The sequence below is a fragment of the Flexivirga sp. B27 genome (genome assembly GCF_052905685.1).
Window position 1 is genome coordinate 1,676,139 of record NZ_JBPYUM010000001.1, and the last position, 26,824, is coordinate 1,702,962.

Annotated in this window: 26 protein-coding genes; 4 read left to right on the top strand and 22 right to left on the bottom strand. The window is 65.8% G+C overall.

The features are described from left to right. Positions 1–8: 8 nt before the first annotated feature. Together ACSZL9_RS07785 and ACSZL9_RS07790 are read left to right on the top strand one after the other, a co-directional pair. Positions 9–188, top strand: a complete 180-nt coding sequence (locus tag ACSZL9_RS07785; protein WP_446664889.1) for a hypothetical protein — start codon at positions 9–11, stop codon at positions 186–188. A 360-nt stretch (positions 189–548) separates the two neighbouring features. Continuing rightward, positions 549–2,483, top strand: a complete 1,935-nt coding sequence (locus ACSZL9_RS07790) for a helix-turn-helix transcriptional regulator (protein WP_446664890.1) — start codon at positions 549–551, stop codon at positions 2,481–2,483. Between the two features lie 64 nt (positions 2,484–2,547). On the opposite strand, the gene ACSZL9_RS07795 is transcribed toward ACSZL9_RS07790, so the two are convergent. The 16 genes from ACSZL9_RS07795 to ACSZL9_RS07870 form a co-directional block, all read right to left on the bottom strand. Beyond that, positions 2,548–3,828, bottom strand: a complete 1,281-nt coding sequence (locus ACSZL9_RS07795; RefSeq protein ID WP_446664891.1) for a M16 family metallopeptidase — start codon at positions 3,826–3,828, stop codon at positions 2,548–2,550. After that, on the bottom strand, positions 3,816–4,823 hold the full coding sequence (locus ACSZL9_RS07800; RefSeq protein ID WP_446664892.1) for a hypothetical protein: 1,008 nt from the start codon (positions 4,821–4,823) through the stop codon (positions 3,816–3,818). Before ACSZL9_RS07800 ends, ACSZL9_RS07795 begins: the two co-directional genes overlap by 13 nt. Before the next feature lie 215 nt (positions 4,824–5,038). After that, positions 5,039–6,034, bottom strand: coding sequence for an LLM class flavin-dependent oxidoreductase (locus tag ACSZL9_RS07805; protein WP_446664893.1), 996 nt, complete (start codon positions 6,032–6,034; stop codon positions 5,039–5,041). Then, entirely contained in the window at positions 6,031–7,029 is a 999-nt protein-coding gene (locus tag ACSZL9_RS07810) for a T3SS effector HopA1 family protein (protein ID WP_446664894.1), read from the bottom strand. The genes ACSZL9_RS07805 and ACSZL9_RS07810 overlap by 4 nt, the downstream gene beginning before the upstream one ends. A 5-nt stretch (positions 7,030–7,034) precedes the next feature. Then, positions 7,035–8,147 (bottom strand): class V lanthionine synthetase subunit LxmK, encoded by a 1,113-nt coding sequence (gene lxmK, locus ACSZL9_RS07815; protein ID WP_446664895.1) that lies wholly within the window; start codon positions 8,145–8,147, stop codon positions 7,035–7,037. 563 nt (positions 8,148–8,710) lie between these two features. Further along, a complete protein-coding gene (locus tag ACSZL9_RS07820; protein ID WP_446664896.1) occupies positions 8,711–8,866 on the bottom strand; it encodes a hypothetical protein in 156 nt (51 codons plus the stop codon). A gap of 40 nt (positions 8,867–8,906) precedes the next feature. Continuing rightward, positions 8,907–9,062, bottom strand: coding sequence for a hypothetical protein (locus ACSZL9_RS07825; RefSeq protein WP_446664897.1), 156 nt, complete (start codon positions 9,060–9,062; stop codon positions 8,907–8,909). Between the two features lie 30 nt (positions 9,063–9,092). Beyond that, positions 9,093–9,254 (bottom strand): hypothetical protein, encoded by a 162-nt coding sequence (locus ACSZL9_RS07830; RefSeq protein WP_446664898.1) that lies wholly within the window; start codon positions 9,252–9,254, stop codon positions 9,093–9,095. Between the two features lie 177 nt (positions 9,255–9,431). After that, positions 9,432–9,782 (bottom strand): hypothetical protein, encoded by a 351-nt coding sequence (locus ACSZL9_RS07835; protein ID WP_446664899.1) that lies wholly within the window; start codon positions 9,780–9,782, stop codon positions 9,432–9,434. Continuing rightward, positions 9,779–10,162: a helix-turn-helix domain-containing protein gene (locus ACSZL9_RS07840; protein ID WP_446664900.1), complete on the bottom strand. Its 384-nt coding sequence runs from the start codon at positions 10,160–10,162 to the stop codon at positions 9,779–9,781. The genes ACSZL9_RS07835 and ACSZL9_RS07840 overlap by 4 nt, the downstream gene beginning before the upstream one ends. Before the next feature lie 59 nt (positions 10,163–10,221). Further along, positions 10,222–10,968, bottom strand: coding sequence for a hypothetical protein (locus tag ACSZL9_RS07845; protein ID WP_446664901.1), 747 nt, complete (start codon positions 10,966–10,968; stop codon positions 10,222–10,224). After that, entirely contained in the window at positions 10,965–11,867 is a 903-nt protein-coding gene (locus ACSZL9_RS07850; RefSeq protein WP_446664902.1) for an ATP-binding cassette domain-containing protein, read from the bottom strand. The genes ACSZL9_RS07845 and ACSZL9_RS07850 overlap by 4 nt, the downstream gene beginning before the upstream one ends. A gap of 182 nt (positions 11,868–12,049) precedes the next feature. After that, a complete protein-coding gene (gene ppsA, locus ACSZL9_RS07855; RefSeq protein WP_446664903.1) occupies positions 12,050–14,434 on the bottom strand; it encodes a phosphoenolpyruvate synthase in 2,385 nt (794 codons plus the stop codon). Beyond that, positions 14,431–15,294 carry a pyruvate, water dikinase regulatory protein gene (locus tag ACSZL9_RS07860; protein ID WP_446664904.1) on the bottom strand — a complete coding sequence of 288 codons (864 nt, stop codon included), beginning with the start codon at positions 15,292–15,294 and terminating at the stop codon, positions 14,431–14,433. Before ACSZL9_RS07860 ends, ppsA begins: the two co-directional genes overlap by 4 nt. 258 nt (positions 15,295–15,552) lie before the next feature. After that, a complete protein-coding gene (locus ACSZL9_RS07865) occupies positions 15,553–16,458 on the bottom strand; it encodes a hypothetical protein (protein WP_446664905.1) in 906 nt (301 codons plus the stop codon). A 235-nt stretch (positions 16,459–16,693) separates the two neighbouring features. Next, on the bottom strand, positions 16,694–17,974 hold the full coding sequence (locus tag ACSZL9_RS07870; RefSeq protein WP_446664906.1) for an aminotransferase class I/II-fold pyridoxal phosphate-dependent enzyme: 1,281 nt from the start codon (positions 17,972–17,974) through the stop codon (positions 16,694–16,696). A 142-nt stretch (positions 17,975–18,116) separates the two neighbouring features. Between ACSZL9_RS07870 and ACSZL9_RS07875 the strand changes: the two genes are divergently transcribed. Next, complete coding sequence (locus ACSZL9_RS07875; RefSeq protein WP_446664907.1) at positions 18,117–18,890, top strand: DUF2785 domain-containing protein; 774 nt, start codon at positions 18,117–18,119, stop codon at positions 18,888–18,890. Here the strand turns inward: ACSZL9_RS07875 and ACSZL9_RS07880 are convergent. The 6 genes from ACSZL9_RS07880 to rpsL form a co-directional block, all read right to left on the bottom strand. Then, positions 18,862–20,094, bottom strand: a complete 1,233-nt coding sequence (locus ACSZL9_RS07880; protein WP_446664908.1) for an MFS transporter — start codon at positions 20,092–20,094, stop codon at positions 18,862–18,864. The two genes, ACSZL9_RS07875 and ACSZL9_RS07880, sit on opposite strands and share 29 nt — an antisense overlap. Beyond that, positions 20,091–20,735, bottom strand: coding sequence for a helix-turn-helix domain-containing protein (locus ACSZL9_RS07885; protein WP_446664909.1), 645 nt, complete (start codon positions 20,733–20,735; stop codon positions 20,091–20,093). The genes ACSZL9_RS07880 and ACSZL9_RS07885 overlap by 4 nt, the downstream gene beginning before the upstream one ends. 231 nt (positions 20,736–20,966) lie before the next feature. After that, positions 20,967–22,160, bottom strand: coding sequence for an elongation factor Tu (gene tuf / locus ACSZL9_RS07890; RefSeq protein WP_446664910.1), 1,194 nt, complete (start codon positions 22,158–22,160; stop codon positions 20,967–20,969). 133 nt (positions 22,161–22,293) lie between these two features. Further along, complete coding sequence (fusA, locus tag ACSZL9_RS07895; protein ID WP_446664911.1) at positions 22,294–24,408, bottom strand: elongation factor G; 2,115 nt, start codon at positions 24,406–24,408, stop codon at positions 22,294–22,296. A gap of 103 nt (positions 24,409–24,511) precedes the next feature. Beyond that, positions 24,512–24,982, bottom strand: a complete 471-nt coding sequence (gene rpsG / locus ACSZL9_RS07900; RefSeq protein ID WP_123271448.1) for a 30S ribosomal protein S7 — start codon at positions 24,980–24,982, stop codon at positions 24,512–24,514. Then, complete coding sequence (rpsL, locus tag ACSZL9_RS07905) at positions 24,982–25,356, bottom strand: 30S ribosomal protein S12 (protein WP_446664912.1); 375 nt, start codon at positions 25,354–25,356, stop codon at positions 24,982–24,984. The genes rpsG and rpsL overlap by 1 nt, the downstream gene beginning before the upstream one ends. A 445-nt stretch (positions 25,357–25,801) precedes the next feature. Here rpsL and ACSZL9_RS07910 point away from each other — a divergent pair, with 445 nt between their 5' ends. Beyond that, positions 25,802–26,764 (top strand): glycosyltransferase family 2 protein, encoded by a 963-nt coding sequence (locus ACSZL9_RS07910; protein WP_446664913.1) that lies wholly within the window; start codon positions 25,802–25,804, stop codon positions 26,762–26,764. Positions 26,765–26,824 lie beyond the last annotated feature (60 nt).

Sequence of the window (26,824 nt, forward strand, 5' to 3'; positions counted from 1 at the left end):
ATTCAGCCATGACGCTTCGAACCATCACAACTTCGATCGTGACCGCAGCGCTCCTGTCCGCAGCCGGTTTTGTAACCGCTTCGGCCGATGCCGCACCGGCGACCCATGGGGTTCATGCATCGGCAAGCGCGGCGTCGCAGGACAACCCGATCTGGGACGACACCACTCCCTCGCCCGTCAACCCCTGACCTCCGCACGTCGCGAGTGGCACCGCACGCGCGAGTGGCACCGCACGCGCGAGTGACACCGCCCATAGAGCCGAATCATGGGGCAGGAGACAGCACATGACCACACGGACGACTCATCGGAATCTGCGAGGGCTACCCGGAGAGTCCGGCGCATCCCACCGGGTGCACCGCGTTCTCCCCGTCGTGCTCACCTGGTTGGACGGTCCGCCTTCCCGGCCCCTGGTATTCGTCGGGGACCCAGGGACCGGACGCAGCACACTGCTACGCGAGGTCACGGACGCACTGAGCAAGGACCGCGACCTCATAGTCGACGACGTGACGAGTCAGACGGCAGGCAGTGACGCTGCCCAGATCGGGTTCGTGGACGACATCGACAAGATGGCGCCGCAAGAACGTCATCGCGTGCTCCAGCGCTGCAAGGAGCACGCGATCCTCCTGATCGCGACCGCACAGGACGAGGGCGCGGTGGCGGACGGCCTGTGTGTTGCCGTGCCCCTGCTCGACGGGAAGGTGAACCAACCGAGCATTGCCACATCCACGCCGTCGTCGTCGGAGCTCACCGAGGCATTCGTGCTGATGGTGCGACAACACAACCCATCCTTCTCACCCACCAGTTCAGACCACGCGAGCATGTCCTGCGTGTGTTCGGCCTCCTTCGGCATTCCCGCGGAACTGGACCTGCTCGCCCAACTCACCGCCCGGCACGGCCTTGAAACCGTCGTAGATGCCGTGCGGGCACCCGGGACCAGGGAGCAGATCGTCGAGCTGCTCAGCCTGCTGCAGCCAGCGCAGATCTCGGCCGAGATCTCAGCTGAGGACGGCGCTCTGCTCAGCACTCTCCTGCTGTGCCCCGGCGGCGCCACCGAGTCGCTCCTTCGCCGCGTCCTGCCGGGCACCGACGTGAGCGCCGTGACGACGCGACTGCAACGCGCCGGTCTGATTCACCAAGTGCTGTCAACCGGCCCGGGGCGTCCCGTGCGACGCGCCCACCTACGAGTCAGCGCGATCCCCACAGCGGCTCAGTGGGCCAGTTCATGCGACATACCCCTGGTGATGGCCATGCATGGACACGCCGAATATCTTGTCGAGACGCTGCACCGGTTGAGCGGCCACATGCACGGGAGCGCGGAACCGCAGGTCACCGAAGAGTTTCTCGCCGAGTCGCCGAACCTGCACAGTGTGATCGCAATGATGTTGGAGTCCGGCCAGCACGGCCCAGCGGTCGACCTCATGGTCAATTCGCTACCGCTTCTACGGCGATGCAATGACGTCGACAGTCTCTACGATCCGTTGCTTCACGTCTTGGCCGGCCAGCATCCGGCGGCAGTCTCCGAGGACTTTCTCCTGCTCGCTGCAGAGGTGTTCGGCGCGAGTGGCGAGAGCGAAGCCGCACACGACCACCTTGATCGTCTGCCCGCGGGCTACCCAGGGGCAGAGGTGTTGCGCGCGATCCTCAGCGACAGCTGCGACGTCGTTCGCGAAGTCGCCGAGATGCCGCCGGTCAAGGATGACCCGATCCTGCGGACAACCCTGCAGCTGAGCCTGCTTGCAACGTTGTTCCGCCAGGACGAGTCCCACGAGATCCAGCCGGTGAGCCGTCAGATCATTGCCGAGGGTGCGTGTCGGGGCGAGCGCTACTCGCCGGCCATTGCGCTGCTGTGGCAGGCTGTCGCGACCGACGACTGTGCCGAGGCATTCGCGTATGTAGACCGTGCGATCACCAAATTGCGCCCACTGGGAGCAACCCTGCTTCTCGCGGCTGTCGTGCAGGTTGCCGACGCAGTCAGCGGCGTGGCCCCGACCCAGAACGCTCATCACCACGCGCAGTTGCTCGGCGCGATCAGTCGACTCGAAATTGACTCGCCGACGGCGTCGTCTGGCCTCCCGACTCCTGTCTCGGAGCTCGAGTGCGCCCTTTCGGCACGCATCGGAGGCAACACCATGGTGCGTCAAGAGGCACAGGGCGCCGAAGGCGATCCGATCACCACAATCACGCAACTCCTCCGCGGACTCGCGCCGACCGCAACTGCCCCGGTGCTCATGGCCGAGAGGCCAGATTCCCACCATGGCAGCGGGCCTGTCCGGATGGCGACCCGCAGCGAGTTGACCAACCGTGAGACCGAGGTGGCCGCTCTTGTCTCCGAAGGTATGACGAACCGTCAGATCGCCGGTCGTCTGCGCATCTCCGAGTGGACCGTCATCAATCACCTGCGCAGCGTGATGCGCAAGCTGGACGTGTCGTCGCGCGTGCAGGTCGCAACATGGGTCCACGACACGGAGCCCATCGCGACCTGACCGAGCGCTCTCAAAAGCCAGCGCAGTGCCATAGCAATCACGACAGTCCCCGTCCGGGTCGGCGTCACGCTCCCTGGAGACCATTGGCCACGATCGCAACGTGCATCTCAGCCGGATCCACCAGGCGGATCAACGCATCGTGCACTCTGTCCGGCTCAAGAGCAGCAACCTGCTCCATGTGCTCATCGATGTACGTGGGTGCCAGACCGCACGAAATCAACTCGGTGTACTGGTGAGCCACCCCCAGCGGCGATTCATAGAGTCGCGGGGCATCGTCGACCATCCGGTCACGCTCACTGATGATCCGACCGACATCGAACCCGTCCATGCGTACCGCAGCCAAGGTGTCCCGGATCGCGCTCTGCGCCTCCCGAACACGATCCCGCGCCGTACTGAGCTTGATGTAGAAGATGCCGCCCTGCGTGTATGGCACGAAACGCGATTCCACGCCGTAGGTGAGGGACCGGCGACCGCGCAACTCTTCGGACAGGACCGAGTCCACGGTGCCTCCGAGTAGCTGCGCGATCATCCTTGCCGCCGGCCAGTCAGCGTCGCGGCGGTCGATCGCGAAGTCACCGGCGATCAGATACGCGTCCTCGCCGGCAAGCTGCGCAGGCACCACGGTCTCGCTCGGTCCAGCCGTGCCTCGCGGCGGATCCGCCAGTGGTTCAGGGCGTCGGTTGCGATCTCGATACCCAGCGACGAGGCGGCATACGTCGGCGACTGCCACCCGAGCAAGATCTGCGACGATCACGATGTCGATCGCACTTGGTCGGACCCAGGCTTCGACGAGCCGGGTCAGCTCATCCCGGTCGAGTCGGCCAACAGACGAGATCATGCCACCCAGAGGCCGCGCGTAACGATGAGTTGCGTCGTGGATCGCTTCTTGGAAAACCTTGTTCGCCAGGGCCGGCGGGGTGTCCGCTTCGGCTTTCAACTCGGCCAGCCGTCGCTCGCGAAGGGCGGTCCACTGCTCGGGACTAATGGCCGGAGGGTCGGTGAGCGAGAGCAGCTGCCGGACGACCAGAAGCACCTCGTCCGGCAGACAATCGGCAAGGAATTTCGGCCCCTGATGATCGCAACCACCATGCATCGCGACCGCAGACCGTCTGAATACCGGTGCAGTCCGTTGTCCGTCGAACACCAGCTGGTGAGCTTCTGCCAGTGCAGACACGATGCCTTCGGACTCCTGGGACTCCACACTGGAGGGAAGCGCGATCTGCGCTCCGACGGCGGCGGTTCCATGCCCTGGCATGTCGACCAGATGCACGCGCGGTCCACGCCCTGAGGCGGGCGTCGCCGTCTCCGCTGCTGGAAAAGTCCAAGGCGTGATCAGCAGATCCATGACGGTTCCTCAACTTCGGTGGGATGAAAGACGACAAGTGCCGGGTGGCTCATATAGCGACGGGCCGCCGCGCACACCGCGTCGACGACGGCTTCGCTGAGTCCCGCTGTCTGCGGGATGTCGGCCGATGCGCCCCACAAGGCTTCCCGCGCTGCGGCCGCCGCTCGACCGCTCGCAGTGGCCAGCTCGGTGCGTTGTGCCTTCACCAATCGGCGGCAAGCGCCGGTCACCATGTCCTCCGATACCCGGCCGGCAACGAGCCGTTGTACCGATGCGTGAATCGCGTCGACAGCGGACTCGAGGCGGCGCTCATCGCCCACGCTGATGCGAATCATGCCGAGCGATGGACAGCCGGCGTGTGTCACAAATTCTGCTGAACTGCCGAGCGCACCGTCGGCGCCGATCTCCTCTGCGAGAAGCGACATCGGCCCTTGCGCCAAGAGCGCGAATGCCAAGCGCACGATGGCGGTGTCAGCGCAGAGCGCCGGCAGGGCGAAGGTTGCGCGCACCAGACCGGTGCGCTGCCCCTCCTCCACGTCCTCTCGCAGATTCTCCGGGTGTGCGAAGTCCATGCCCGGATCGAACTGAGGTCGACAACTCCGCTCGTGGACAGACAACTTCTCCTCGCATGCCCGGGCGAACGCGCCAGGATCGAAGGAGCCCGCGGCAGCGATCACCAGCCGGGAAGGGCGATGGTTCTGCTCGATGAATTCCTCCACCTGACTGACCTTGATGCCCTCGATCTCGTCGTCGAGTCCGACCGGTGGCCGGCCCAGCGGGTGATCGCGTCCGAACAGCAACCGCAGCGAACGGCGCAGCCCCGACCCGAACTGGGCGATGCTGCTCTTCTGGCGGATCTCATCGCGCACTACGGCCTTGTGGTGCGCGGCGTCGTCCACTGTCACCGGACGCAGCCTCAACCGTCGAGCGGACTCGTCGATCAACGCATGTAGCTGATCGCTGCGACCTGACAGGCTGAAGGTGGTCTGCTCCACCGCGGTCGACGCCTGGGTGGTCCGCTCGGACCGCGGACGAGCCTGTGGCTCTCTGAACAACACGTGTTCGCACAGGTGCGCCATACCGCTCGAGCCCATCGGGTCGTCGAACCCACCGACGTCGTATGCCGCGCACACACTGACGTACCCGGTGAGGTCTGTCGGTCGTGCAACGATGCGCACCCCATTTTCGAGAGTCTCAACCATCGGGGCCCTCAACTCGCGCGCTGCGCAACGCGTGCTCGCGAGCGGACGGCGGCAAAAATGTCGCGCAGGTCTTCCATCGTCTGCTCGGAGCCGTACATGTTCGTCACGGAGGTCGGATTGATCACCACTTCGTCGACTCCCGCCTCGTGGTACGAGGCGATGCCGTCGGCAATGTACTCCGGGCTCCCGTACAAATAGATCCCTTCCTGCACCAGTTCTCGTGCCCCGGCGACCGGATCAGACGCATCGACGTCAAGCCCGGCACGACGGAGCATGTCGGTGTAGTGCGGAGCGGACAGGTGCGTGATGCTCCCGTGCTGGGCGAGCAACATGCCATTCCGTCCGGGTCGCTCAACACCGGCGTGAACGACACTGACCACCCGTGGGCGAGGTTGGTTCCCTCGCTCGGCACCTCGTTGCAACGCAGGCATGATCACGTCCTCGATGTATGAGGTCGGTGTCAGCCAGGTCATCGCCAGGTCCCCGCGGCGTCCCGTCACCCGGGCCATCGTCTCTCGCAGCACACCGGCCCCGATCTCGACGGTGGGAGTGTCCATCGGAGGCAACTGGGTGTGTACGTCGAACATGTCGCCGTGGAAGTCCACAGCTTCGCCGCGGGCCAACCGTCGAGCGATGTCGATGAATTCACCCACTGCTCTCGCCGGCTTCTCGTACGGCGCACCGCGCACACTCCTCACGAACGAGGGATACGCCGCGCCATACCCGATTGCGACAGGTTGCCGCATCACCCGAGCCAACGAACGCGCTTGCAGCGCAGCGTCATACGGATGCCGCAACACCATCAGGCCTACCGCCATACCGACGGAGATGTGACAGCCGGTTCCAGCAAGGTAGGCGAGCGCCGGGTGCGATTCGATCCGCAGTGATTGCCCGAACCACAGCCGCGCCGCGCCGATCTCCTGCGTCAGCTGCCCATAGGGCACGACCGCGTCGGGGTCGGATGGTTGCTGCGGGAACATGAACGAAAGCTTCGGCTGAGTCATGATGCTTCTTCCCTCGTCGATGCGGTGATGGCCTCCGCGACGCTTGGTGAGTCGACGTTGCAGGCCGGATCATCCGGCCTGACGCGCGCCTCGATCAGCGCGCTGCGGACCGCTTCGCAGAGATCGGCGTCCCGCAGCAGGTGGTCCGCAATACCGGATGCGATTGCGGCGGTGCGGTGTTGCCCGAAACTCATTCGGCCCCATCCCACGCGCGAATCAGCCGGCTCCCACGCGGCCCCGACCCCGTCGTCGAGGCGGGTTGTCAGCAAGGACACGTCCTGGGCGCGACCTGGCAGACCTTGCAGGGCCGCCACCACGTCGGAGACGCAATGCCACGCCGGTTGCGGAAGGTAGAGGACGATGGCGTCCCGCCGCGGGTACGACGCCGCTTTGGCCAGCACCTTGGCTCGGTAGGGCACGCCAGTCTGTTCCAGCTCCTGCAACACCCTTCCCCATACCGCCGGCGCCATCGACGACTCGGCCATGTGGATGTAGACCCGGAGCGTCGGGTCGCCGGCCCCTCCGGCGCTGCCGCCGGCGGATCCGTTGACCAGGAAGAATCCCGGCGACAGGGCGGGTCGTATGGCGGGCAGTTCCAATATCGTGCGGGTCCCGACGTCCGGGAGTGGTTGCGGCGCATCCTTGAGCGGCAGCTGAACCCGGACCCGGCCGACGTCATACAGGACATGTGGTCCGACCGGACCGTCCACGACATTCGATCGGATCACCGCGGGTGTCCGCGACGAGCGATGCGGTGTCGCCTCCCGCAGCAGCTCCTCGAACGCCAGATCCCGACGGGGATCGACCGATTCGGACGGCGCGGCGGCGCCGGAGTGCCAGGCACGGTAGAGCGCAACGCCGAGCGCCTGGCGGAATCGAACCTCGTCACCGGAGTCGAACGTCTCACCGTCGACAACGACGGTGCCCGCATCGTGATCGTGGTCAAGGTCATCGAGCGCGGTCGTCAGGGTCCGCGACATGGACATCTCAGCCATGGCAGTCACTCCTGGGTCAGTCCGAGAGAAGGAACGAAGTGTTCGGGGTCGATGAGCGCCCCGCGGCCTATTCCGGCGAGGCCCCGGTCGGCAGCGGACAACATCGCACCGTGCAGTGCACCCGAGAGCAGTCGATCGAAGAAGTGCCAGCCGGCGTACGCAGTCGCCCGGACGGCAAGATCCGCATCGGGCTCCGCCGTGTCTCGATATGCCCGCCAGAAAGCGGTGACCAACGGTTCAACCTCGGCCAGGTGCGAAGCGCCCTGGGCCATCAGTGCTTCATGGGCAGCGCCGGGAGCCAGCGACGGGTCGACGTCGAGGTCTTTGAAGAGTCCGGCCGCGCCGAAATGGAGGAATTCACCGATGACGGTGCCGACATCGATCGCCGGGTCGCCGAGCCGGAACTCCTCCCAGTCCACCAGGTAGGTGACGTCGTCCTTCAGCACGAACTGGTCCAAGCGCAAGTCAGCGTGCACGGGCCTGCGTGGTGCTTCTTCAGACATCGTCCGCAACGACTTCATCGCCTCGACCACCCGGCGGTCGTGCTGCAGCAGGGACCACGCCTCGGTCTCAGCGCCGCTGCAGTTGGCGAAATCTTCGACACTCAGCGCGTAGAAGGAGTTTGCCGACCGAGCCGGGTGCGCAGCGTCGCGTGCGGTCTGCAGCCGGTGGATATCGGCGACCATGCGACCGAGGTCTCCGGCATGGTCCTCGTCAAGCCAACCTCGGGACAGAATCTCTTGGACGGTGAGTGATTCAGGCAGGTATTCGTACACCAGCAGCGCCAACTCATCGTCGCTGCCATAGAAATGTGGGGTCCGGAAGGAAAGCTCTGCGCCGCGTGCGTGTCCCTCTTCGAACGCAATGGTGGACTCGAGTCTCTGCCGGATCGAGTCCGCTGGCCCCAGGAGCCGCTTCACCAGGACCTGCCGTCCATCGCTCAGCGACATCAGCAGGTTGTCGTTGCGACCCACGAAACCGCGGACCTCGTCCTCACTTACCGGACAACCGACGATGTGCGCGACTCGGTCAGTGATCGCGGAGATGTCCTGGACGTTGACGGCGACGAAGTCTCGAGTCGTCGTCCTGACTGTTGGATCATCGAATTGAGTGCTCATGCAGGCCACGAAACTGCATCCCAGGACACCCCGGAAAGAGCAACAGTCTGGCGACATCTGCCAGTCCCTTGCTAGCAGCAAATGTCTGGTGATACAGCCCGGCCACGACGAAGCCGGTCGGCATTCTCGCAGAATGCCGACCGGCCACCGATGTCGTGGGACGTTGCTACAGCGTGCAACTGCAGATCGTCGTGACAGTCACCGATACCGTCAGTGTCCACCCGTCCTGCTCTGCGTATGGCGCTGCGAGCGACTGTTCCATCAGGATGGATTCGGTACTTGCGTAATTCGCGTAACCAGCTAGAAGTTCGTTCATGACGAGGCCTCCGTACTTGATTGGAACGCGGCCAGTTGACCGCTGAGACCAGCAGACCAGTAGGAAATGCGCGGCAACAGTGGCAGCTCCTTGCCCTGCCCAGAAGCGTTCGGGAACTTTCTGACAGGGCAAGTCACTGTCGGTGTGCTCGGTCATCGGATGGCCGGTCGCCAGCCACACAAGGAGCCGATCGGCAATCTCAACGATTGCCGATCGGCTCCTTGGCGACTCTCCTGTCAGAGCTGAGCTACACCGATATCGACGGGTAGAATGAAAACGAGTGCGCCGAGAACGAGAAGTACCCGGTGGTATTTCCCTCGACAGCAGCAGCGGACGTCTGCTCCGCCATAATCGCTTCTGTGCTGGCGTAAGTTGCGTAGCCGGCAATCAGTTCACTACTCATGGTCATGCACCTTTCTCTATAGGGGCACCGTCGGCGACGGTCACCAGCTCCAGGTCCAGCTCCAGCTGACGGTGACCGTCAGCGAGGCCGAGACCGAGCTGTCCGGCTCGTTGACCGCAGCGGCCCGAACCGAGTGCTCCTGGAGAATGGCGTCGGTGGACGCGTAGCTTGCATATCCGGCAAGAAGCTCGTTCATCGTGAAATCCTTCCTCGTTCGACCGACTACTCAGACGGTCCACGTGAAGGTGACGGACCACGAGGCCGACGCCGACACGGTGACCGTGAGCGAGGTGTTCGGCTCCATCTCAGCGAACGCAGTCACCTGCTGTTCACTGACGATCGCCTCGGTCGACGAGTAGCTGGCGTAACCAGCAAGAAGCTCGTTCATGATGACTCCTCTGTTCTTCGGTGTTTCTCAGGAACGCGGCCGGTTGACCGCTGAAACCACCTGACCAGAGGAGCACGTATCGCAACAATGGCGACTCCTTGCCCCTGCTCCCCCCCGCCGATGACGGCAACTGGCAAGACCCTGCTATCGCGCTCGACGCCCTGTCATACAGACCCCTCAGGCCCGAGCGTGTGCGTTGATTTCGTCCACCGCTTTGGTCGGATCTTCGACGCTGAGGACAAGCCGAACATAGGGTTCGTCACGGAGTTCGACCACGATCACCGAGCCCGAGCCACCCACATTCCAGAACGACGCGTCGCCGTCCTTCTTGAACGTCCCGGAGTACTTTCCGGGGAGCCTCGTGCCAGGCCCCCGGATCCCCTTGGACTCCTCCACGATGCGGTCATCCTGGGTGGCTCCACGCACGTGCTCCCACGGCAACGACATGCCGCTCTTGAACGAAAGCAGCTTGTCCAAGCCGTGTGGCTCGATGACCAGTTCGGTGTCAGTGATTTTCACGGTGTTCATGCTTTTCCATCTCCTTCGTTCGGAATGAGTCCTGCGCGTTCGAGTAGGCGATGCCCCAACTCCTCCTGAGTAGGGGCATTCGGTCCGCCAAGTGCGTCTCGACACATTTCGCGGACCGCTGTGTCCTTGGGTGCCAGATCCATCAGCGCCACAAGCAGCAGATCGACTGCGGCGGGAGACGCCCGGTCGACTCCTGCCCCACTGAGGGCCGCGCAGAACAAGCCGCGCTTGCTGGCGAACGCCTGATAGAGACTGCCCCGGTGCAAGCCGGTCGCGCGCACGAGATCATCCACTGACGTGCCTGCATAACCGAATTCAACGAAAGTGTCAGCGGCTCGTGCCGCCACCTCGGCAAGTTCGAAGCTCCGTGTCCGTCCCATGTCTCCATCGGACCTCATTATGACCGATCAGTCAAGAACGATTGGTCATAAATTTTGAATCACACGTCCCGTCGCTCGAGAACGATCGCTCCGGCGGTCAGGCACAGCACCGGCCAGAGGAGGAGGACGACCGTTGCCCACCCGATCGGCAGGAGATCTCCGCGCGCGGTCGGGGAGACCGTCTGGAAAGCCGCCTCCAACGGGCTGAACCTGGTGATGTCCTTCAGCCAGTCCATCGGCAGGCTGAGCGTCGCCAGAGGGAGGAACAACAGAGCCGGAAAGAGGATCACCGCACCCGCGGTGTGCCGCACCAGGGCACCAACTCCGAGCGCCATCAGCGCAATACATGCGAGGGCGACTCCCGCCATACAGACCGCTCGGACATTCGCCGCACTCGCGAGGTCTACGGAGCCGTCGTTTGCCCAAAACACGATCGCCGTTCCGACGGCGACCGTCCAGGCCAGGAGCACTCCGAGGGCGAGACTGATCGCGCCGACGACCACTGCCTTCGCGACGAGCACTCCGGACCGACGCGGATGAGCGAGCAAAGTGGTGCGGATCTGCCCGGTGCCGAACTCGGTAGTCATCGCCAGAGCGCCGAACACACCGATAGCGATAACCGGGTATTCGGCCCAGGCAACGAAGACGCCCGCCAATGGCTCGAATCCGGTGGTCTCACCCATGGCCGACGCGAACGCCATCACCAGACTGCTGCCGACAGCGGTGACTGCCGTGACGAGCAGCGTCCAGACCGTCGATGGAACCGACACGATCTTGCGCCACTCTGCGCGGATGCACGAGGTCATGACGCTCCTTCGAATTCGACGCTGCCTCGGGTGAAGGCGAGGTAGGCGTCCTCCAGAGACGCCGTCTCCGCCCGCAGCTCATGGAGCACCACGCGCTGACGAGCAGCCAGATCTCCGACCTCCTCGATCGTCAGACCCTCGACCTCCATGCGCTCGTCACTCACAACGACACGGCCGCCCGCTGACCGCACGTCCTCCGCGAGCGCCGCCGCTGTCGGACTTCGGACGATCACCATGTTCCGGGTGTGCGCCGCCACGAAGTCCGAAAGTGTCGAGTCCGCGAGGAGCCGACCCTTGCCGATCACCAGCAGGTGATCCGCGGTCATCGCCATCTCACTCATCAAATGGCTCGAGATGAGGACCGTGCGGCCTTCAGTGGCCATCGTCTTCAAGAAACGTCGGATCCACTCGATCCCTTCAGGGTCCAACCCGTTGACCGGTTCGTCGAAGATGAGTACCGGTGGGTCACCGAGCAGTGCCTGGGCGATACCGAGGCGCTGCTTCATACCGAGCGAGAAGCGACCGACCTTGCGGCCCGCAACTGAGCTGAGACCGACGATGTCGAGTACTTCGGCCACGCGCCCCGATGCGATGCCGTTGCTCGTGGCGACCCAGCTCAGATGCGCACTCGCTGTCCGAGCGGGATGCACTGCGTGTGGGTCGAGAAGTGCGCCGACCTGCCGCAATGGAGCCGACAGACCGCGGTAGGAAGCCCCGTCTATCAGTGCTTCTCCCGCAGTCGGCCGTTGCAGGCCGAGCGCGATCGACATCGAGGTCGTCTTCCCGGCGCCGTTCGGGCCGAGAAGTCCGGTGACCTGCCCCGGGGCAACCACGCACGACAAGTCGTGCACCGCGTATGACGCCCCGAACCTCTTGGAGACGCCGTTGAACTCGATCATCTGGCCTCCGTCGCGTACTCTCGCCGGACTGTCGGCGCAAGCTCACCGGCGACGCTATGCCACCCGGTGACGGCGGCGAAATAGCAAAGACTTGGCATTCGGGTCCGTGGACACCGAACAGGCGCCCGCCCCCTGACCAGGGACGGGCGCCTCACACCTCACGTCATACGGGCGAAACCGCCTCAGGCAGAAGCGTTCTCGGCGCTGCGCTTCGCCAGCCGCAGCCACGTCTCGACCACAGTGTCCGGGTTGAGCGACATCGACTCGATGCCCTGGTCGAGCAGCCACTCGGCCAGGTCCGGGTGGTCCGACGGGCCCTGGCCGCAGATCCCGACATATTTGCCCCGCTCGCGGCACGCCTTGATCGCCATACCGAGCATCGCCTTGACCGCCGGGTTGCGCTCGTCGAAGCCTGCCGCGACCAGACCCGAGTCGCGATCAAGGCCGAGCGTCAGCTGGGTCATGTCGTTGGAGCCGATCGAGAAGCCGTCGAAGTGGTCGAGGAACTTGTCGGCGATGACCGCATTGCTCGGGACCTCGCACATCATGATGACCTGCAGGTCGTTCTCGCCGCGCTTCAAGCCGTTCTCGGCCAGCAGACCGATGACACCCTCGGCCTCCTCCAGCGTCCGCACGAACGGGATCATCACCTTGACGTTGGTCAGCCCCATCTCCTCACGGACATAACGCAACGCCTCGCACTCCATCGCGAAGCAGTCCGCGAAATCCGGTGACAGGTAACGGGATGCGCCGCGGTAGCCGATCATCGGGTTCTCTTCGTCGGGCTCGTAGCGCTCGCCGCCGAGCATGCCCGCGTATTCGTTGGACTTGAAGTCCGACATACGCACGATGACCGGCTCGGGGTAGAACGCGGCGGCCAGCGTCGAGACGCCCTCGGCGACCCGCTTGACGAAGAACTCACGCGGGCTGTCGTATGCCGAGATCAGCGCTTCGATGTGGCTGCGGATCTCCGCGTCCTGGTCGTCCAGCTCCAGCAATGCCCGCGGGTGGATGCCGATCTGCCGGTTGATGATGAACTCCAGCCGGGCCAGTCCGATGCCGGCGTTGGGCAGGCGGCTGAACTCGAACGCCTGGTCCGGGGTGCCGACGTTCATCATGATCTTCACCGGGATGTCGGGCATCTCGTCCAGGGCGGTCTCGTCGACTTGGAAGTCACGCTTGCCGTCATACACGAAGCCGGTGTCGCCCTCCGCGCAGGAGACCGTCACCTCCTGCCCTTCGGCCAGGTCCGAGGTCGCCGACCCCGTGCCGACGACGGCCGGGATGCCGAGCTCGCGGGCGATGATCGCCGCGTGGCAGGTGCGACCGCCGCGGTTGGTGACGATGGCCGACGCGCGCTTCATGATCGGCTCCCAGTCGGGGTCGGTCATGTCTGCGACGAGGACCTCTCCGGCCTGGAACTCGTGCATCGAGTCGATCGAGCTGAGCGTGCGCACCGCACCGGCGCCGATCTTCTGGCCGATCGCACGGCCCTCGGCGACCACCGGCCCGCGCTCCTTGAGCACGAACCGTTGCAGCGTCGAGGAACTCGCGCGCGACTGCACGGTCTCCGGCCGCGCCTGCAGGATGTAGAGCTTGCCGTCGACGCCGTCCTTGCCCCACTCGATGTCCATCGGACGGCCGTAGTGCTCCTCGATCGCGACCGCGTGCTGGGCCAACTCGGTGACCTCGTCGTCGGTCAGCGACAACCGGCCACGGTCCTCGTCCTCGACGGGCACGAAGTGGATGGTCTCGCCCACGGTCGGGTCCTCGGTGTAGACCATCTTGGTCGCCTTGGACCCGAGACTGCGCTTGAGGATCGCGGGGCGACCTTCCTTCAGCGCGGGCTTGAAGACATAGAACTCGTCGGGGTTGACCGCGCCCTGCACGACCGCCTCACCGAGGCCGTAACTGGAAGTGACGAAAACCGCGTCCCGGAAGCCGGACTCGGTGTCCATCGTGAACATCACGCCGGAGGAGCCGATGTCGGAGCGCACCATCCGCTGGATGCCGGCGGACAGAGCGACCAGCGAGTGGTCGTAGCCGGCGTGCACGCGGTAGGCGATGGCGCGGTCGTTGTAGAGCGAGGCGAAGACCAGCTTGATCGCGTGCAGGATGTTGTCGATGCCGCTGATGTTCAGGAAGGTCTCCTGCTGTCCGGCGAACGACGCGTCGGGCAGGTCCTCGGCGGTCGCGCTGGAGCGCACGGCGAAGGTCACCTCCGCGCCCTGCTCCCCGGTGAGTTGTTCGTATGCCGAACGGATGTCGGCCTCGAGGTCGGCCGGGAAGGCCTGCTGCTCGATGTCGCCGCGGATCTTCGCGCCGACGCTGGCCAGCTCCCGGACGTCGTCGACGTCCAGTCCGTCCAGCAGCGTGTCGATCTCCGCCTTCAGTCCCGTCTCGGTCAGGAACCGCCGGTAGGCCTCGGCAGTCGTCGCGAATCCGGTGGGCACGCTCACCCCGGCCTTGGAGAGGTGCTGGACCATCTCACCGAGCGAGGCATTCTTGCCGCCCACTGTCTCGACGTCGTTCATGCCGAGATCGGCGAACCACTCGATGTTCGTCATGTCGGGATTCCTTTCCTGGGACGCGGAGTGCGTCCGGCGCTGAGCTTGCGCGTCTGCATGATCATGGCGGCCATCTCCTCGACGGACATCGCCGCCGAGTTGACGTAAGGGATGCGGTGCGTGCGGAACATCGCCTCAGCACGCCGCAGTTCATAGGTGCACTGCGCGAGTGTGGCGTACGTCGAACCCGGCCGGCGCTCGGTGCGCACCTGGCTGAGCCGCTGTGCGGTGGACAGCAGCCCGAAACACTTGTCGGCGTACGGCGCGATCGGGCGCGGCAGCCCACCGGTCTCGAAGTCCTCCTCGACCAACGGGTAGTTGGCAACCCGCAGACCGTACTGGAGAGCGAGGTACATGGTCGTCGGCGTCTTGCCGCACCGTGACGGGGCGGTGAGGATCAGGTGGGCCTTCTCCAGCTGACGCAGGCTCTGACCGTCGTCGTGCTCGATCGCGAATTCGACTGCCTTCATCCGGGCGTCGTACTCCCCCACGTCCCGCACTCCGTGGGCGCTGCTGGCGTTGTGCGCAGCGTTGACGTGCAGGACGCGCTCGACCATGTCGAGGTGGGAGCCGAACAGGTCGATGAAGGCGCATTCTGTCCCGGAGAGGATCTCGCGGATCTCCTCGACGGCCACGGTGGAGAACACCAGCGGCATGACACCGCCGGTCTTGGCAGCGTCCATCTGCGCGACCGCGTCGCGTGCCTGCTCCGGGGTCTTGATGAACGGCAGCTTCTCGCGCACGAATCGCACGCTGGGGAACTGCTGCAACATCATGTTGCCGAGGGTCTCAGCCGAGATCCCGGTCCCTCCGGCCACGAAGAAGACCGGCGTCGCGGGCGTCTCGGCCGGGAAATCCACAGGCCGAACTCTGCCATACGGCTCGGTAGGGAGCGTGACCTGGTGCAGTCCGCGAGGCCAGGTGCATCCCACGAGGCGCCCGAACGGGGTGGGCCGCGGTCGTCATACCTGCGCACAAGCCTCACCAGTCGCGGGTTATGTACGCGGATCCGCCCAATCCTGCAAACAACCCTCAACAGTCGCGGCTTATGTGCGCGGATCCGCCCAATCCTGCAAACAACCCTCAACAGTCGCGGGTTATGTGCGCGGAGCGGCGGGTCAGCCGAAGTGCCGTCGCCAGCCGTCGTGGATCGTGACGGGCCGGCCGGTGCGCAGGTGCACCGCGTCGCCGATGCGGCCCAGCACCTGCACCGGCTCGCCGAACATCGCGCCGGAAGTGACGACCACGAATCGCCAGTCGAGTCCTTCGACCTCCTCACGCCGGAGGATGTCGCTGTCCCACTGCTCCTCGCGAGTGATGTGGTGTCGCCCGTCGAACTCGATCGCAAGTCGCAGCTCGACATACGCGAGGTCGAGTTGCCTGTAGCGCGAACCGAGTTCGACGACGTGTCCGATCTTCGGCTCGACCATGCCGGCGCTCGTCATCAACAGCCGCAGTCTGCTCTCGTTGGGTGAGTCGACCTTCGAGCGGACGTGTGCGGCGACTTCGCGGGCTCGGCGTGCACCGTTGCAGCGCCGGTCGGCGACGAACGCCCGCAACTGCGCCGGCGTCAGCGCCGTACGCCGCACCAAGGAGTCGCCGAGGATCAGCAGGTCGACGAACTCCAGCACCGCCGCGAGGTCCAGGAACGTCTGCGCCGGCGAGGTGAGCCATACGCCTCGGTGTTGGACCAGCTCCGGGCGATGTGTGTAGAAGTGCAGCCGCACGCCCCGATGGGTCGAGTGCCGCCGCTTGGGCGTGCCCAGATGTATGTCGGACGCCTGCGGCGTCACCGCACCCCACAGCGCCGCGGCGGTGTGATGGGACGCGAATCGCGCGGGAGGAAGCGCATCGAGCAGGTAGCTGACCTGGGAGGTGAGACTCGGCGAGGAACTGGCGGGCATGTAGACACCGCGGACCAGCTGTCGAAACTCCGGTCCGGCAAGACGCCGCCGATTGATGCCCGCTCGAACCGCATCTTTGGAGGTGAAGATGCCGCCGAGCTCAGGAACTGCCTCCGTCATACACGGAGGTTGGCACGTTCACCGCGAGCGCCTCGGAGGTTGTCCACAGGCTGTTGTCCGGGGACGCTGCCGCGGGCGTGCGCACAAGCCTCAACACTCGCGGGTTGTGTGCGCGGAACCGCCCAAACCTGCAAACAACCCTCAACACTCGCGGGTCATGTGCGCGGATCCGCCAGAACCTGACGCGAGCAGGCCCGGCAGCCGAGGGGCTACCGGGCCTGCTGGACAGTCTGGGTCAGGCGCTGAGCTTCTCGGCGGCAGCCAGCAGCACACACGTCGCGACGGCGTCCATCGCGGTGGTGACCTCCTCAAGCACCGGGAACGTCGGCGCGAGCCGGATGTTGGTGTCCTCCGGGTCGTTGCCATAGGGGTATGACGCGCCTGCCGGCGTCAGCGCGACGCCGGCCTCCTTGGCCAACTGGACCACGCGCGACGCGGTGCCGGGCAGCACGTCGAGGCTGACGAAGTAGCCGCCGATCGGGTCCGTCCAGGTGGCGATGCCCTTGCCGCCCAGCCGCTCGCGCAGGATCCGCTGCACCTCGGCGAACTTCGGCGCGATGATGTCGCGGTGCTTGCGCATGTGTGCGCGCACGCCCTCGGCGTCACCGAAGAACTCCGCGTGCCGCTGCTGGTTGACCTTGTCCGGGCCGATCGAGCCGTTGCCCAGGTGGCCGAGATACCACTTCACCTGAGCCACCGACGCCGCGAGGAAGCCGACCCCCGCCCCGGCGAAGGTGATCTTGGAGGTCGACGCGAAGACGATCGGCCGGTCGGGGTTGCCGGCGGCGCTGGCCAGCGACAGGATGTCGGCGCTCTTGGCCTCGTCCTTGGTCAGGTGGTGGAACGCGTAGGCGTTGTCCCAGAGAATCTTGAAGTCGGGTGCCGCGGTCGGCATCGACGCGAGCGTGGCGGCGACCTCCTGGGTGCACACGGCTCCGGCCGGGTTGCTGTATGTCGGCACCACCCAGATGCCCTTGATCGTCGGGTCGTCGGCGACGAGCTTGGCGACGGCATCGGCGTCCGGGCCGTCCGGCGTCATCGGGACGGTGACCATCTCGATGCCGAGCGACTCCAGCAGCGTGTGGTGCCGGTCGTAGCCGGGCACCGGGCAGATGAAGCGCACCTTCTCCTCCTGCGCCCACGGGCGCGGGGAGTCGACGCCGCCGAAGAGCGTCAGGTAGTAGAGGACGTCACGCATCATCGTCAGGCTGGCGTTGCCGCCGGCGACGAGTTGCTCCGGCTCCACCCAGAGCAGCTCGGCAAAGATCTCGCGGAGCTGCGAAATGCCTTGCAGGCCACCGTAATTGCGGGTGTCGGTGCCGGAGGCGTCGACATACGACGTCGGCAGGTGGAGCAGGTCGTTGGAGAGGTCCAGCTGTTGCGCCGACGGCTTGCCACGCGTCAGGTTGAGCCCCAGGCCGCTGGATTTGAGCGTGTCGTATGCCGCCTGCTGCTCCTGCCGGAAGGCAGCGATCTCGTCGGCGGAAAGCTCGGTCAATGGCTGTGCGTTGGACACGGCGGGTTCTCCTGGGGGACTTCCGAATCGGTCACGACAGTCTCTCAAAGGCAGCCGCCCCGCCCGACCGAGGGACCGTATGACGGACGGCGTGTGACCCGCCCCACAGCACCGTCGCCGCGAGGGTTCGTAGGCTGTGGCGATGGACACCGCCACCGTCGAGCGCCTCGCCGAGGACCTCGCCTCCGAAGATCCGGCCATCCGTGACGAGCGCGCGTATGGACAGCTGGCGTCGGCACTCTCGGACGGCAGCCTCTCGCGCGACCAGCGGCACTGGCTCGGCGAGCAGATGGTCGAACGCCTCAGCCACTCCGCGTCCCACGCGCGCTCCTTCGCAGCGCTGATCCTCGCGGTGCTGGCGTCGACCTGGTCGTCCGAGGACGGCCCGTGGCCGGACCGGTGGACCGACGCCGTGCTCACGTGGTGGCCGGCGGAGCAGGACCTGCGCGGGTATGCCGAGCCGGTCGGCTGGGTCCACGCGGTCGCGCACGGCGCCGACGCCGTCGGGACGCTCGGGGCCGTCGGCCTCGCGCCGACAGGTCGACTACTGGCAATCATCGGCGAACGTCTCACGGCCCCAACGGATTTCGTCTGGCGCGACCAGGAGGACGACCGCGTCGCGGCGGCGGTGGTCGCCATACTCCTGGGTGACGGCAGTGCCGGCCTGCAGCCGCTCCTCGCCCCGATCGCCGCGATGTTTGCGACCGGACAACCCGGCCCCGTGCCGCCCGCAGCCAGCAACTCGATGCATACACTGCGCAGCCTGTATGTCGCCCTCGGCAACACCGTCGTGCACCCGGAAACCGGTGAGCCCGTGGCCATTTCGCACGCGGCCGAGCTCCAGCGCCACATCGCCGCGACGCTCCAGCCCACCACGCCCTGGCTGTTCAGCGCAGCTGTCGGATCTGTGGGTTGAGCGCGAAGACCGCACAGAGCGCAGCCATCGCGAGGCCGCACGCGGTCGTCGCGGTCAGCACCGATGACGCCCCGGCGAGCAGTCCGAATATCGGGGTCGACGCCGGTATCAACACCAGATCGCCGAGGTTGCTGACCGATCCGACCCGACCCAGATGGCTCGGTGCGATCACGCGCTGGAACGATCCGCTGAGCCACACCGAGGCCAGCCCGGCGGTGACGCCCACGATCGTCATACCGATGACGAGGCCCACCCGGGTCGGCATACCGACCGCGGTGAGTCCGATCCCCTGCAGTATCAGCAACCGGAACGACCGCCGTGGCAGGTAGTCGCCCTGCCACTTGGTCCCTACGACGGAGCCGACGATCGCGCCGATCGCGAAGATCGCTTCTGATGCGCCCAACCAGCCCGAACCCCAATGGGATTGGGACACCCGGAGCGCGACACCCACCGACATCACCGGCGTGACGAAGACGTTCAACGCGGCGAGTCCGAGCAGGAAGATGCGCGCGACCTCCGACCCGCGGATGTAGTCCCAGCAGGAGCGCAGCGACTGCCGCACCGTCTCCTGGCGTGTCCGCGGCAACCGGAACCTGGTGTGCACGACGAGGCGCAGCACGAGCAGGACCACGAGGAAGGTCAGTGCGTCCGCGAGCATGGAGAAGCCGAAGCCCCAATGGATCACGATGGCGCCCAGCGGTGCACCGAGCAGCCGGGCGAGCCGCGCACCGGTCTGCGCCCAGCCGCTCACCGTCACCAGATCGTCGGTGCGGACCAGTTGCCGCACGAGCGTCCGCGCCGCCGGGCCACTCAGACCGCTGACGGTGCCGAAACAGATGGCGACCGCGAAAAGCACTGCGCCGGCGTGCAATCCGCTCTGCCAACACATTGCGGCGGCGACCAGCACGACGACCCGCGCGAGCTCGCCCAGCATCATCACCCGGCGGGTGTCGTAGCGGTCCGCGATGACGCCGCCGAGCAGGGTGCAGATCGCCTGCGGCAACATTTCGACGCCCAGCACGAAACCGGCCAGACCCGGCGAGAAGAGGTGCACCGCGGTCCACGCGAGGCCGATCGCGAAGACGGTGTCCCCCGCCGCGGAGACGATCACGGCCAGCACGTAGGCCTGGACCATCCGGTCGCGCCGCACCGGAGGCGGCGGAGCCGTGGTCAGCTGCGGCTCACTGCGAGTCGGCGCCGTCATACCGCACCGGGCTCACTGGGGAAGACCCGCGCGATGAAGCGCACCGGCCGGCGCTCCTCGTCGGGATGCTGCTCGGCGTCGGCGCGCACCTCCTGCGACCACTGGTCAATGAGGTCGCGCAGCCGCGACTTCAGGTCCGCCATCTGGGCCACGGTCGCCAGGTCGAAGTTGTCGGTCGCGAGGCCTTCGCGCCATTCGATCGGCAGCTCGTCGCGGGTGCGCATCCACTGGACCGTCGCGGCGTTGAGGTACTCCAGGTTCGCCCGCTCCGCCGCGTCGGCCACCTGTCGGGCGAAACTACCGCCCTCGTAGTCGTCGGTGCTCCAGGACAACCGGCGCCGGTGGGCACGCCACCACGATTCACGGGTGTCGCGCGCGAGCTCGGGCGCCGGTTCGATGAAGCCGACCTTGTGCATCGGCTTGAGGTGATGGCTGACCGAGCCGACGGCGATGTCGAGCCGCGCGGCAAGTTGCCCGACGGTCGCCGGGCCGTCGTTGCCGAGGATCTCGTAGATCCGCCGGCGCAGCGGGTGGTGCAACGCGAGCAAGGCATCGATGAGGGCCGCTCCCTCCGGCATCGCCGGCAACCCGTTGGGGGGCGCGGAGTCGGTGTGCCGCTCGGCGGCTGTTCTACGTGGCATGCGATATATCGTGACCGCCCCGCCCGTCATACACAAGAGCTCTTGTATAACTCGCCGACAGGCCCCCCGATCACCGAGCGGACCGCCGATTCGGGTCGAAAATCGGCACAATCGCCGGGCCTGTCGACCATCGGGGGGCCTGTCGACGTGGGGGTGGGCGCACGCGGGTATGACGAAAGGCCCCGCCCCCACCGACGTGGGGACGGGGCCTTTCGGCGATGTGCTACGAGGTCACTTGATGATCTTGGTGACCCGGCCGGCGCCGACGGTGCGGCCGCCCTCGCGGATGGCGAAGCGCAGGCCCTCCTCCATGGCGATCGGCTGGATCAGCTGGACGGACATCTCGGTGTTGTCACCGGGCATGACCATCTCGGTGCCCTCCGGCAGCGTCACGACACCCGTGACGTCCGTGGTCCGGAAGTAGAACTGCGGGCGGTAGTTGTCGTAGAACGGCGTGTGACGGCCACCCTCGTCCTTGCCCAGGATGTAGACCTGACCCTCGAACTCGGTGTGCGGGGTGATCGAACCCGGCTTCACGACGACCTGACCGCGCTCGACGTCCTCGCGCTTGGTGCCGCGGAGCAGCAGACCGACGTTCTCACCCGCACGACCCTCGTCGAGCAGCTTGCGGAACATCTCGATGCCGGTGACCGTGGTCTTCTGCGACTTCTCCTTGATGCCGACGATCTCGACCTCGTCGTTGACGTTCAGGACGCCACGCTCGATACGGCCGGTGACGACGGTGCCACGACCGGTGATCGTGAAGACGTCCTCGATCGGCATCAGGAACGGCTTGTCGGTGTCGCGGACCGGGTCCGGGATCGACTCGTCGACAGCGTCCATGAGGTCCTCGACCGACTTGACCCACTCAGCGTCGCCCTCGAGCGCCTTCAGCGCCGAGACCTTGATGACCGGGGCGTTGTCGCCGTCGAAGTCCTGGCTGGACAGCAGCTCGCGGACCTCCATCTCGACGAGCTCGAGGATCTCCTCGTCGTCGACCATGTCGGACTTGTTCAGCGCCACCAGGATGTAGGGGACGCCGACCTGGCGGGCCAGCAGCACGTGCTCACGGGTCTGCGGCATCGGGCCGTCAGTGGCCGCGACGACCAGGATGGCGCCGTCCATCTGAGCAGCACCGGTGATCATGTTCTTGACGTAGTCAGCGTGACCCGGGGCGTCGACGTGCGCGTAGTGACGCTTGTCGGTCTCGTACTCCTGGTGCGAGACGTTGATGGTGATACCGCGCTGGCGCTCCTCGGGAGCGTTGTCGATGTCCTCGAACGCAGAAGCGTTGTTCAGGTCGGGGAACTTGTCCGCCAGCACCTTGGTGATAGCAGCCGTCAACGTGGTCTTGCCGTGGTCGACGTGACCGATGGTTCCGATGTTGACGTGCGGCTTTGTCCGCTCGAACTTGGCCTTAGCCACTTGGGGTCCTCCTTCAAGGACTGTCGCTGACGCCGGGGCGGCGCCTGGATTGGTTGTGTTGTGTTTTACAAACCGGGCTGACGATAGGCGTTGCGGCACACGGCGTTCAATTCTGTATGCCGCAACACCAGCGTCACTCGCCCCGGATCTTCTTGATGATCTCCTCGGCGACGCTCTTGGGAACCTCGGCGTAGGAGTCGAACTGCATCGTGTAGTTGGCACGACCCTGGGTCTTGGACCGCAGGTCACCGACATACCCGAACATCTCGGACAACGGCACGACCGCCTTGACGACCTTCGCACCACTGATGTCCTCCATGGCCTGGATCTGGCCACGGCGGGAGTTGAGGTCGCCGATGACGTCGCCCATGTACTCCTCGGGCGTGCGCACCTCGACGGCCATCACGGGCTCGAGCAGGACCGGGTTGGCCTTGCGGACGGCCTCCTTGAGCACCATCGAACCGGCGATCTTGAACGCCATCTCCGAGGAGTCGACGTCGTGGTAAGCACCGTCGAGCAGGGTGGCCTTGATGCCCACCAGCGGGTAGCCGGCGAGGACACCGAGCTGCATGGCCTCCTGGATGCCCTGGTCGACCGACGGGATGTATTCGCGCGGCACGCGACCACCGGTGACCTTGTTCTCGAACTCGTAGAGCTCGCCCTCGGTCGTGTCCAGCGGCTCGAAGGTCATCTGCACCTTCGCGAACTGACCCGATCCACCGGTCTGCTTCTTGTGCGTGTAGTCGTACTTCTCGACCGAGGACTTGATCGTCTCGCGGTAGGCGACCTGCGGCGCACCGACGTTGGCCTCGACCTTGAACTCGCGCTTCATACGGTCCACGAGGATGTCGAGCATCAGCTCGCCCATGCCACCGATGATGGTCTGGCCGGTCTCCTCGTTGAGGCTGACCGTGAACGTCGGGTCCTCCTGGGCGAGCCGCTGAATGGCGGTGCCCAGCTTCTCCTGGTCGCTCTTGGTCTTCGGCTCGATCGCCACGTGGATGACCGGCTCCGGGAAGCTCATCGACTCCAGCACGATCTGCTCGTTGGGGTCGCTGAGCGTGTCACCGGTGGTGACGTCCTTCAGACCGATCGCCGCGTAGATGTGGCCGGCGACGGCCTCCTCCACGGGGTTCTCCTTGTTGGCGTGCATCTGGAAGAGCTTCCCGATGCGCTCCTTCTTGCCCTTGGTCGTGTTGAAGACCTGGCTGCCCGCGTTGACCCGACCCGAGTAGACCCGGATGAAGGTGAGCGTGCCGAAGAACGGGTGCGAGGCGATCTTGAAGGCCAGCGCGGAGAACGGCGCCTCCTTGCTCGGCTCACGAGTGATCTCGGTGTCCTCGTCGCCCGGCTTGTGACCGATCATCGGCGGCACGTCCAGCGGCGACGGCAGGTAATCGACGACCGCGTCGAGCATCGGCTGCACGCCGCGGTTCTTGAACGCCGAACCACACAGGATCGGGTAGAGCTCGGAGTTGACCGTGAGCTTGCGGATGCCCGCCTTGATCTCGTCCGTGGTCAGCTCGCCGCCGTCGAGGTACTTCTCCATCAGGGCGTCATCGGCCTCGGCAACACGCTCGACGAGCGCCTGGCGGTATTCGTCCGCCTTCGCCTTCAGGTCGTCCGGGATCTCGCGGGTCTCGTACTTCGCACCCATGGTGACGTCACCCTTGGCGTCACCCGGCCACACCAGTGCACGCATCTCGACCAGGTCGACGACACCGACGAAGTCGGCCTCGGACCCGATCGGCAGCTGCAGCACCAGCGGCTCGGCGCCCAAGCGGTCCTTGACCGTCTGCACGGTGAAGTAGAAGTCGGCGCCCATCTTGTCCATCTTGTTGACGAACGCGATGCGCGGGACGTCGTACTTGTCGGCCTGGCGCCACACGGTCTCGGACTGCGGCTCGACGCCCTCCTTGCCGTCGAAGACGGCGACAGCGCCGTCCAGGACGCGCAGGCTGCGCTCCACCTCGACGGTGAAGTCGACGTGCCCGGGGGTGTCGATGATGTTGATCTGGGTGCCCTCCCAGAAGGAGGTCACGGCGGCGGAGGTGATGGTGATCCCCCGCTCCTTCTCCTGCTCCATCCAGTCGGTCGTCGAAGCACCGTCGTGGGTCTCGCCGATCTTGTGGTTGACACCGGTGTAGAACAGGATGCGCTCAGTGGTCGTGGTCTTACCGGCATCGATGTGCGCCATGATGCCGATGTTGCGGACCTTTTTCAGGTCGGTCAGCACGTCGAGTGCCACGTTGTCTTCTTTCGTGAGTTGAAGTTGATCAGACTCGAATAGGTGGACGGCGGTCTGCCGGCCGGGCGCTGTCCGGTGCGTGACGCACCGGACAGCGGACGCATCACCAGCGGTAGTGCGCGAAGGCCCGGTTGGACTCGGCCATCTTGTGAGTGTCCTCGCGACGCTTCACCGCGGCGCCCAGGCCGTTGCTCGCGTCGAGGATCTCGTTCATCAGGCGCTCGGTCATCGTCTTCTCGCGGCGCTGCCGGGCGTAGCCGACCAGCCAGCGCAGCGACAGCGTGGTCGCGCGGCCCGGCTTGACCTCGACGGGGACCTGGTAGGTCGCACCACCGACACGGCGGCTCTTGACCTCGAGGCTCGGCTTGACGTTGTCCAGCGCGCGCTTGAGGGTCACGACCGGGTCGGTGCCGGTCTTCTCGCGGCAGCCTTCGAGGGCGCCATACACGATGCGCTCGGCGATGGACTTCTTGCCGTCCAGCAGGATCTTGTTGACCAGCTGGGTCACCAGCGGCGAACCGTAGACCGGGTCGACGACGAGGGGGCGCTTGGGAGCGGGGCCCTTGCGAGGCATTACTTCTTCTCCTTCTTCGCGCCGTACTTGGAACGAGCCTGCTGGCGACCCTTGACACCCTGGGTGTCGAGGGAGCCGCGGACGATCTTGTAACGCACACCCGGCAGGTCCTTCACACGACCACCGCGCACGAGCACGATCGAGTGCTCCTGCAGGTTGTGGCCGACGCCCGGGATGTAAGCAGTGACCTCGATGCCCGAGGTGAGGCGGACACGCGCGACCTTGCGAAGCGCGGAGTTCGGCTTCTTCGGGGTCGTGGTGTAGACGCGGGTGCACACACCGCGTCGCTGGGGGCTGCCCTTGAGGGCCGGCGTCGTGATCTTACCGATCTTGTCCTGCCGACCCTTGCGGACGAGCTGGTTGATTGTAGGCAACCTACTGTCTCCGTAACTGATCGAATCTTGTCTGCTGGCACGGGTTCGCACCGTGTCCAACTCCTTGGGTTTCCCGCTCCGCGCGACCCCCGCAGTCGGGAGTGTCGGACCGGCGCCCTCCCCCGCACTTCCCGTTTGACGAGGAGACCTGTCGGAAACCGACCGGCCGACGCCCGATGAGCTGCCCGGCGAGAGCGTGTGGTGGTCTGGTGCCACGTACGATCTGATGAACCGCTTCGAGCGGGCCGAGGACCGACGGGCAGGGCAGAGCCCACGCACGGCTAGCAATCCTACCGTCCGGCAACACCGCCGCAAAATCGATGCGATCCTTGCCCTCGCGCGGACGCAGCACCCAGCGATCTGGCAGATTTGCGGGTGCCACCGTTCACCTCACCACTTGGAAGTCGACTCGTCCGTGCCGGGAACCGAACCCACCTCACGTCCAGTGCTGTCCGTCGTTGTGCCGATGTATGACGAGCAGGACGTGCTGCCGTTGTTCGTCGAGCGGTTGCGGCCCGTGCTGGACGACCTGTCCGTTCGCTACGAGGTCGTCGTCGTCGACGACGGGTCGACCGACAACACGCCGGTGCTGCTGCAGCGCGCGATGCGGGACTGGCCGGGCCTGCGCATGGTGCGGCTGCGCGCGAATTCCGGTCACCAGGCAGCGATTTCGGCCGGCCTGCAACGCTCGCGCGGCGATTGGGTGGTCACGATCGACGCCGACCTGCAGGACCCGCCGGAAGTCATCACCCGCATGTATGACGCTGCGATCTCCCGCGACGTCGACGTCGTCTACGGGGTCCGGACCGACCGCACCACGGACTCGGCGTTCAAGCGGCATACGGCCGGCGCGTTCTACCGGATGATGCGACGACTGGCCAAGCTGGACATCTCCCAGGACGCCGGTGACTTCCGGATGATGTCGCGCTCCACCGTCGACGCGATCATCGCGCTGCCGGAGCACAACCGGGTGCTGCGGCTGGTCGTGCCGACCCTCGGCTTCCCGTCCACCACCGTCGAATACCGCCGGGACGTACGCGCCGCCGGTGACTCCAAATACCCGTTGTCGAAGATGATCCGGCTCACCCTCGACTCGGTCACCGGCTTCTCGCAAGCACCGCTGCGCTTCGCGACGTGGTTCAGCCTGCTGGGTTTCGTCGTGGCGGCCGCCGTCCTGGTCTACGTCGTGATCAGCAAGCTGAACGGCGGCACCACCTCGGGATGGGCGTCCACCGTGGTGATCCTGACCGTCTTCTCCGCGCTGCAACTGCTCTGCCTGGGGATCCTGGGCGAGTATGTCGGCCGCACCTACACCGCCCTGCAGCAGCGCCCGAGCTACTACGTCGCCTACGACTCCGAGCACACCGGCCCGCTCGGTTCCGCGGAGACCGACGACCCGGTCGACTGACGGCATACCGGGGCGCGCCATACCCGTCCCGACATACCGACCGTCGGCACTTCGGAACAG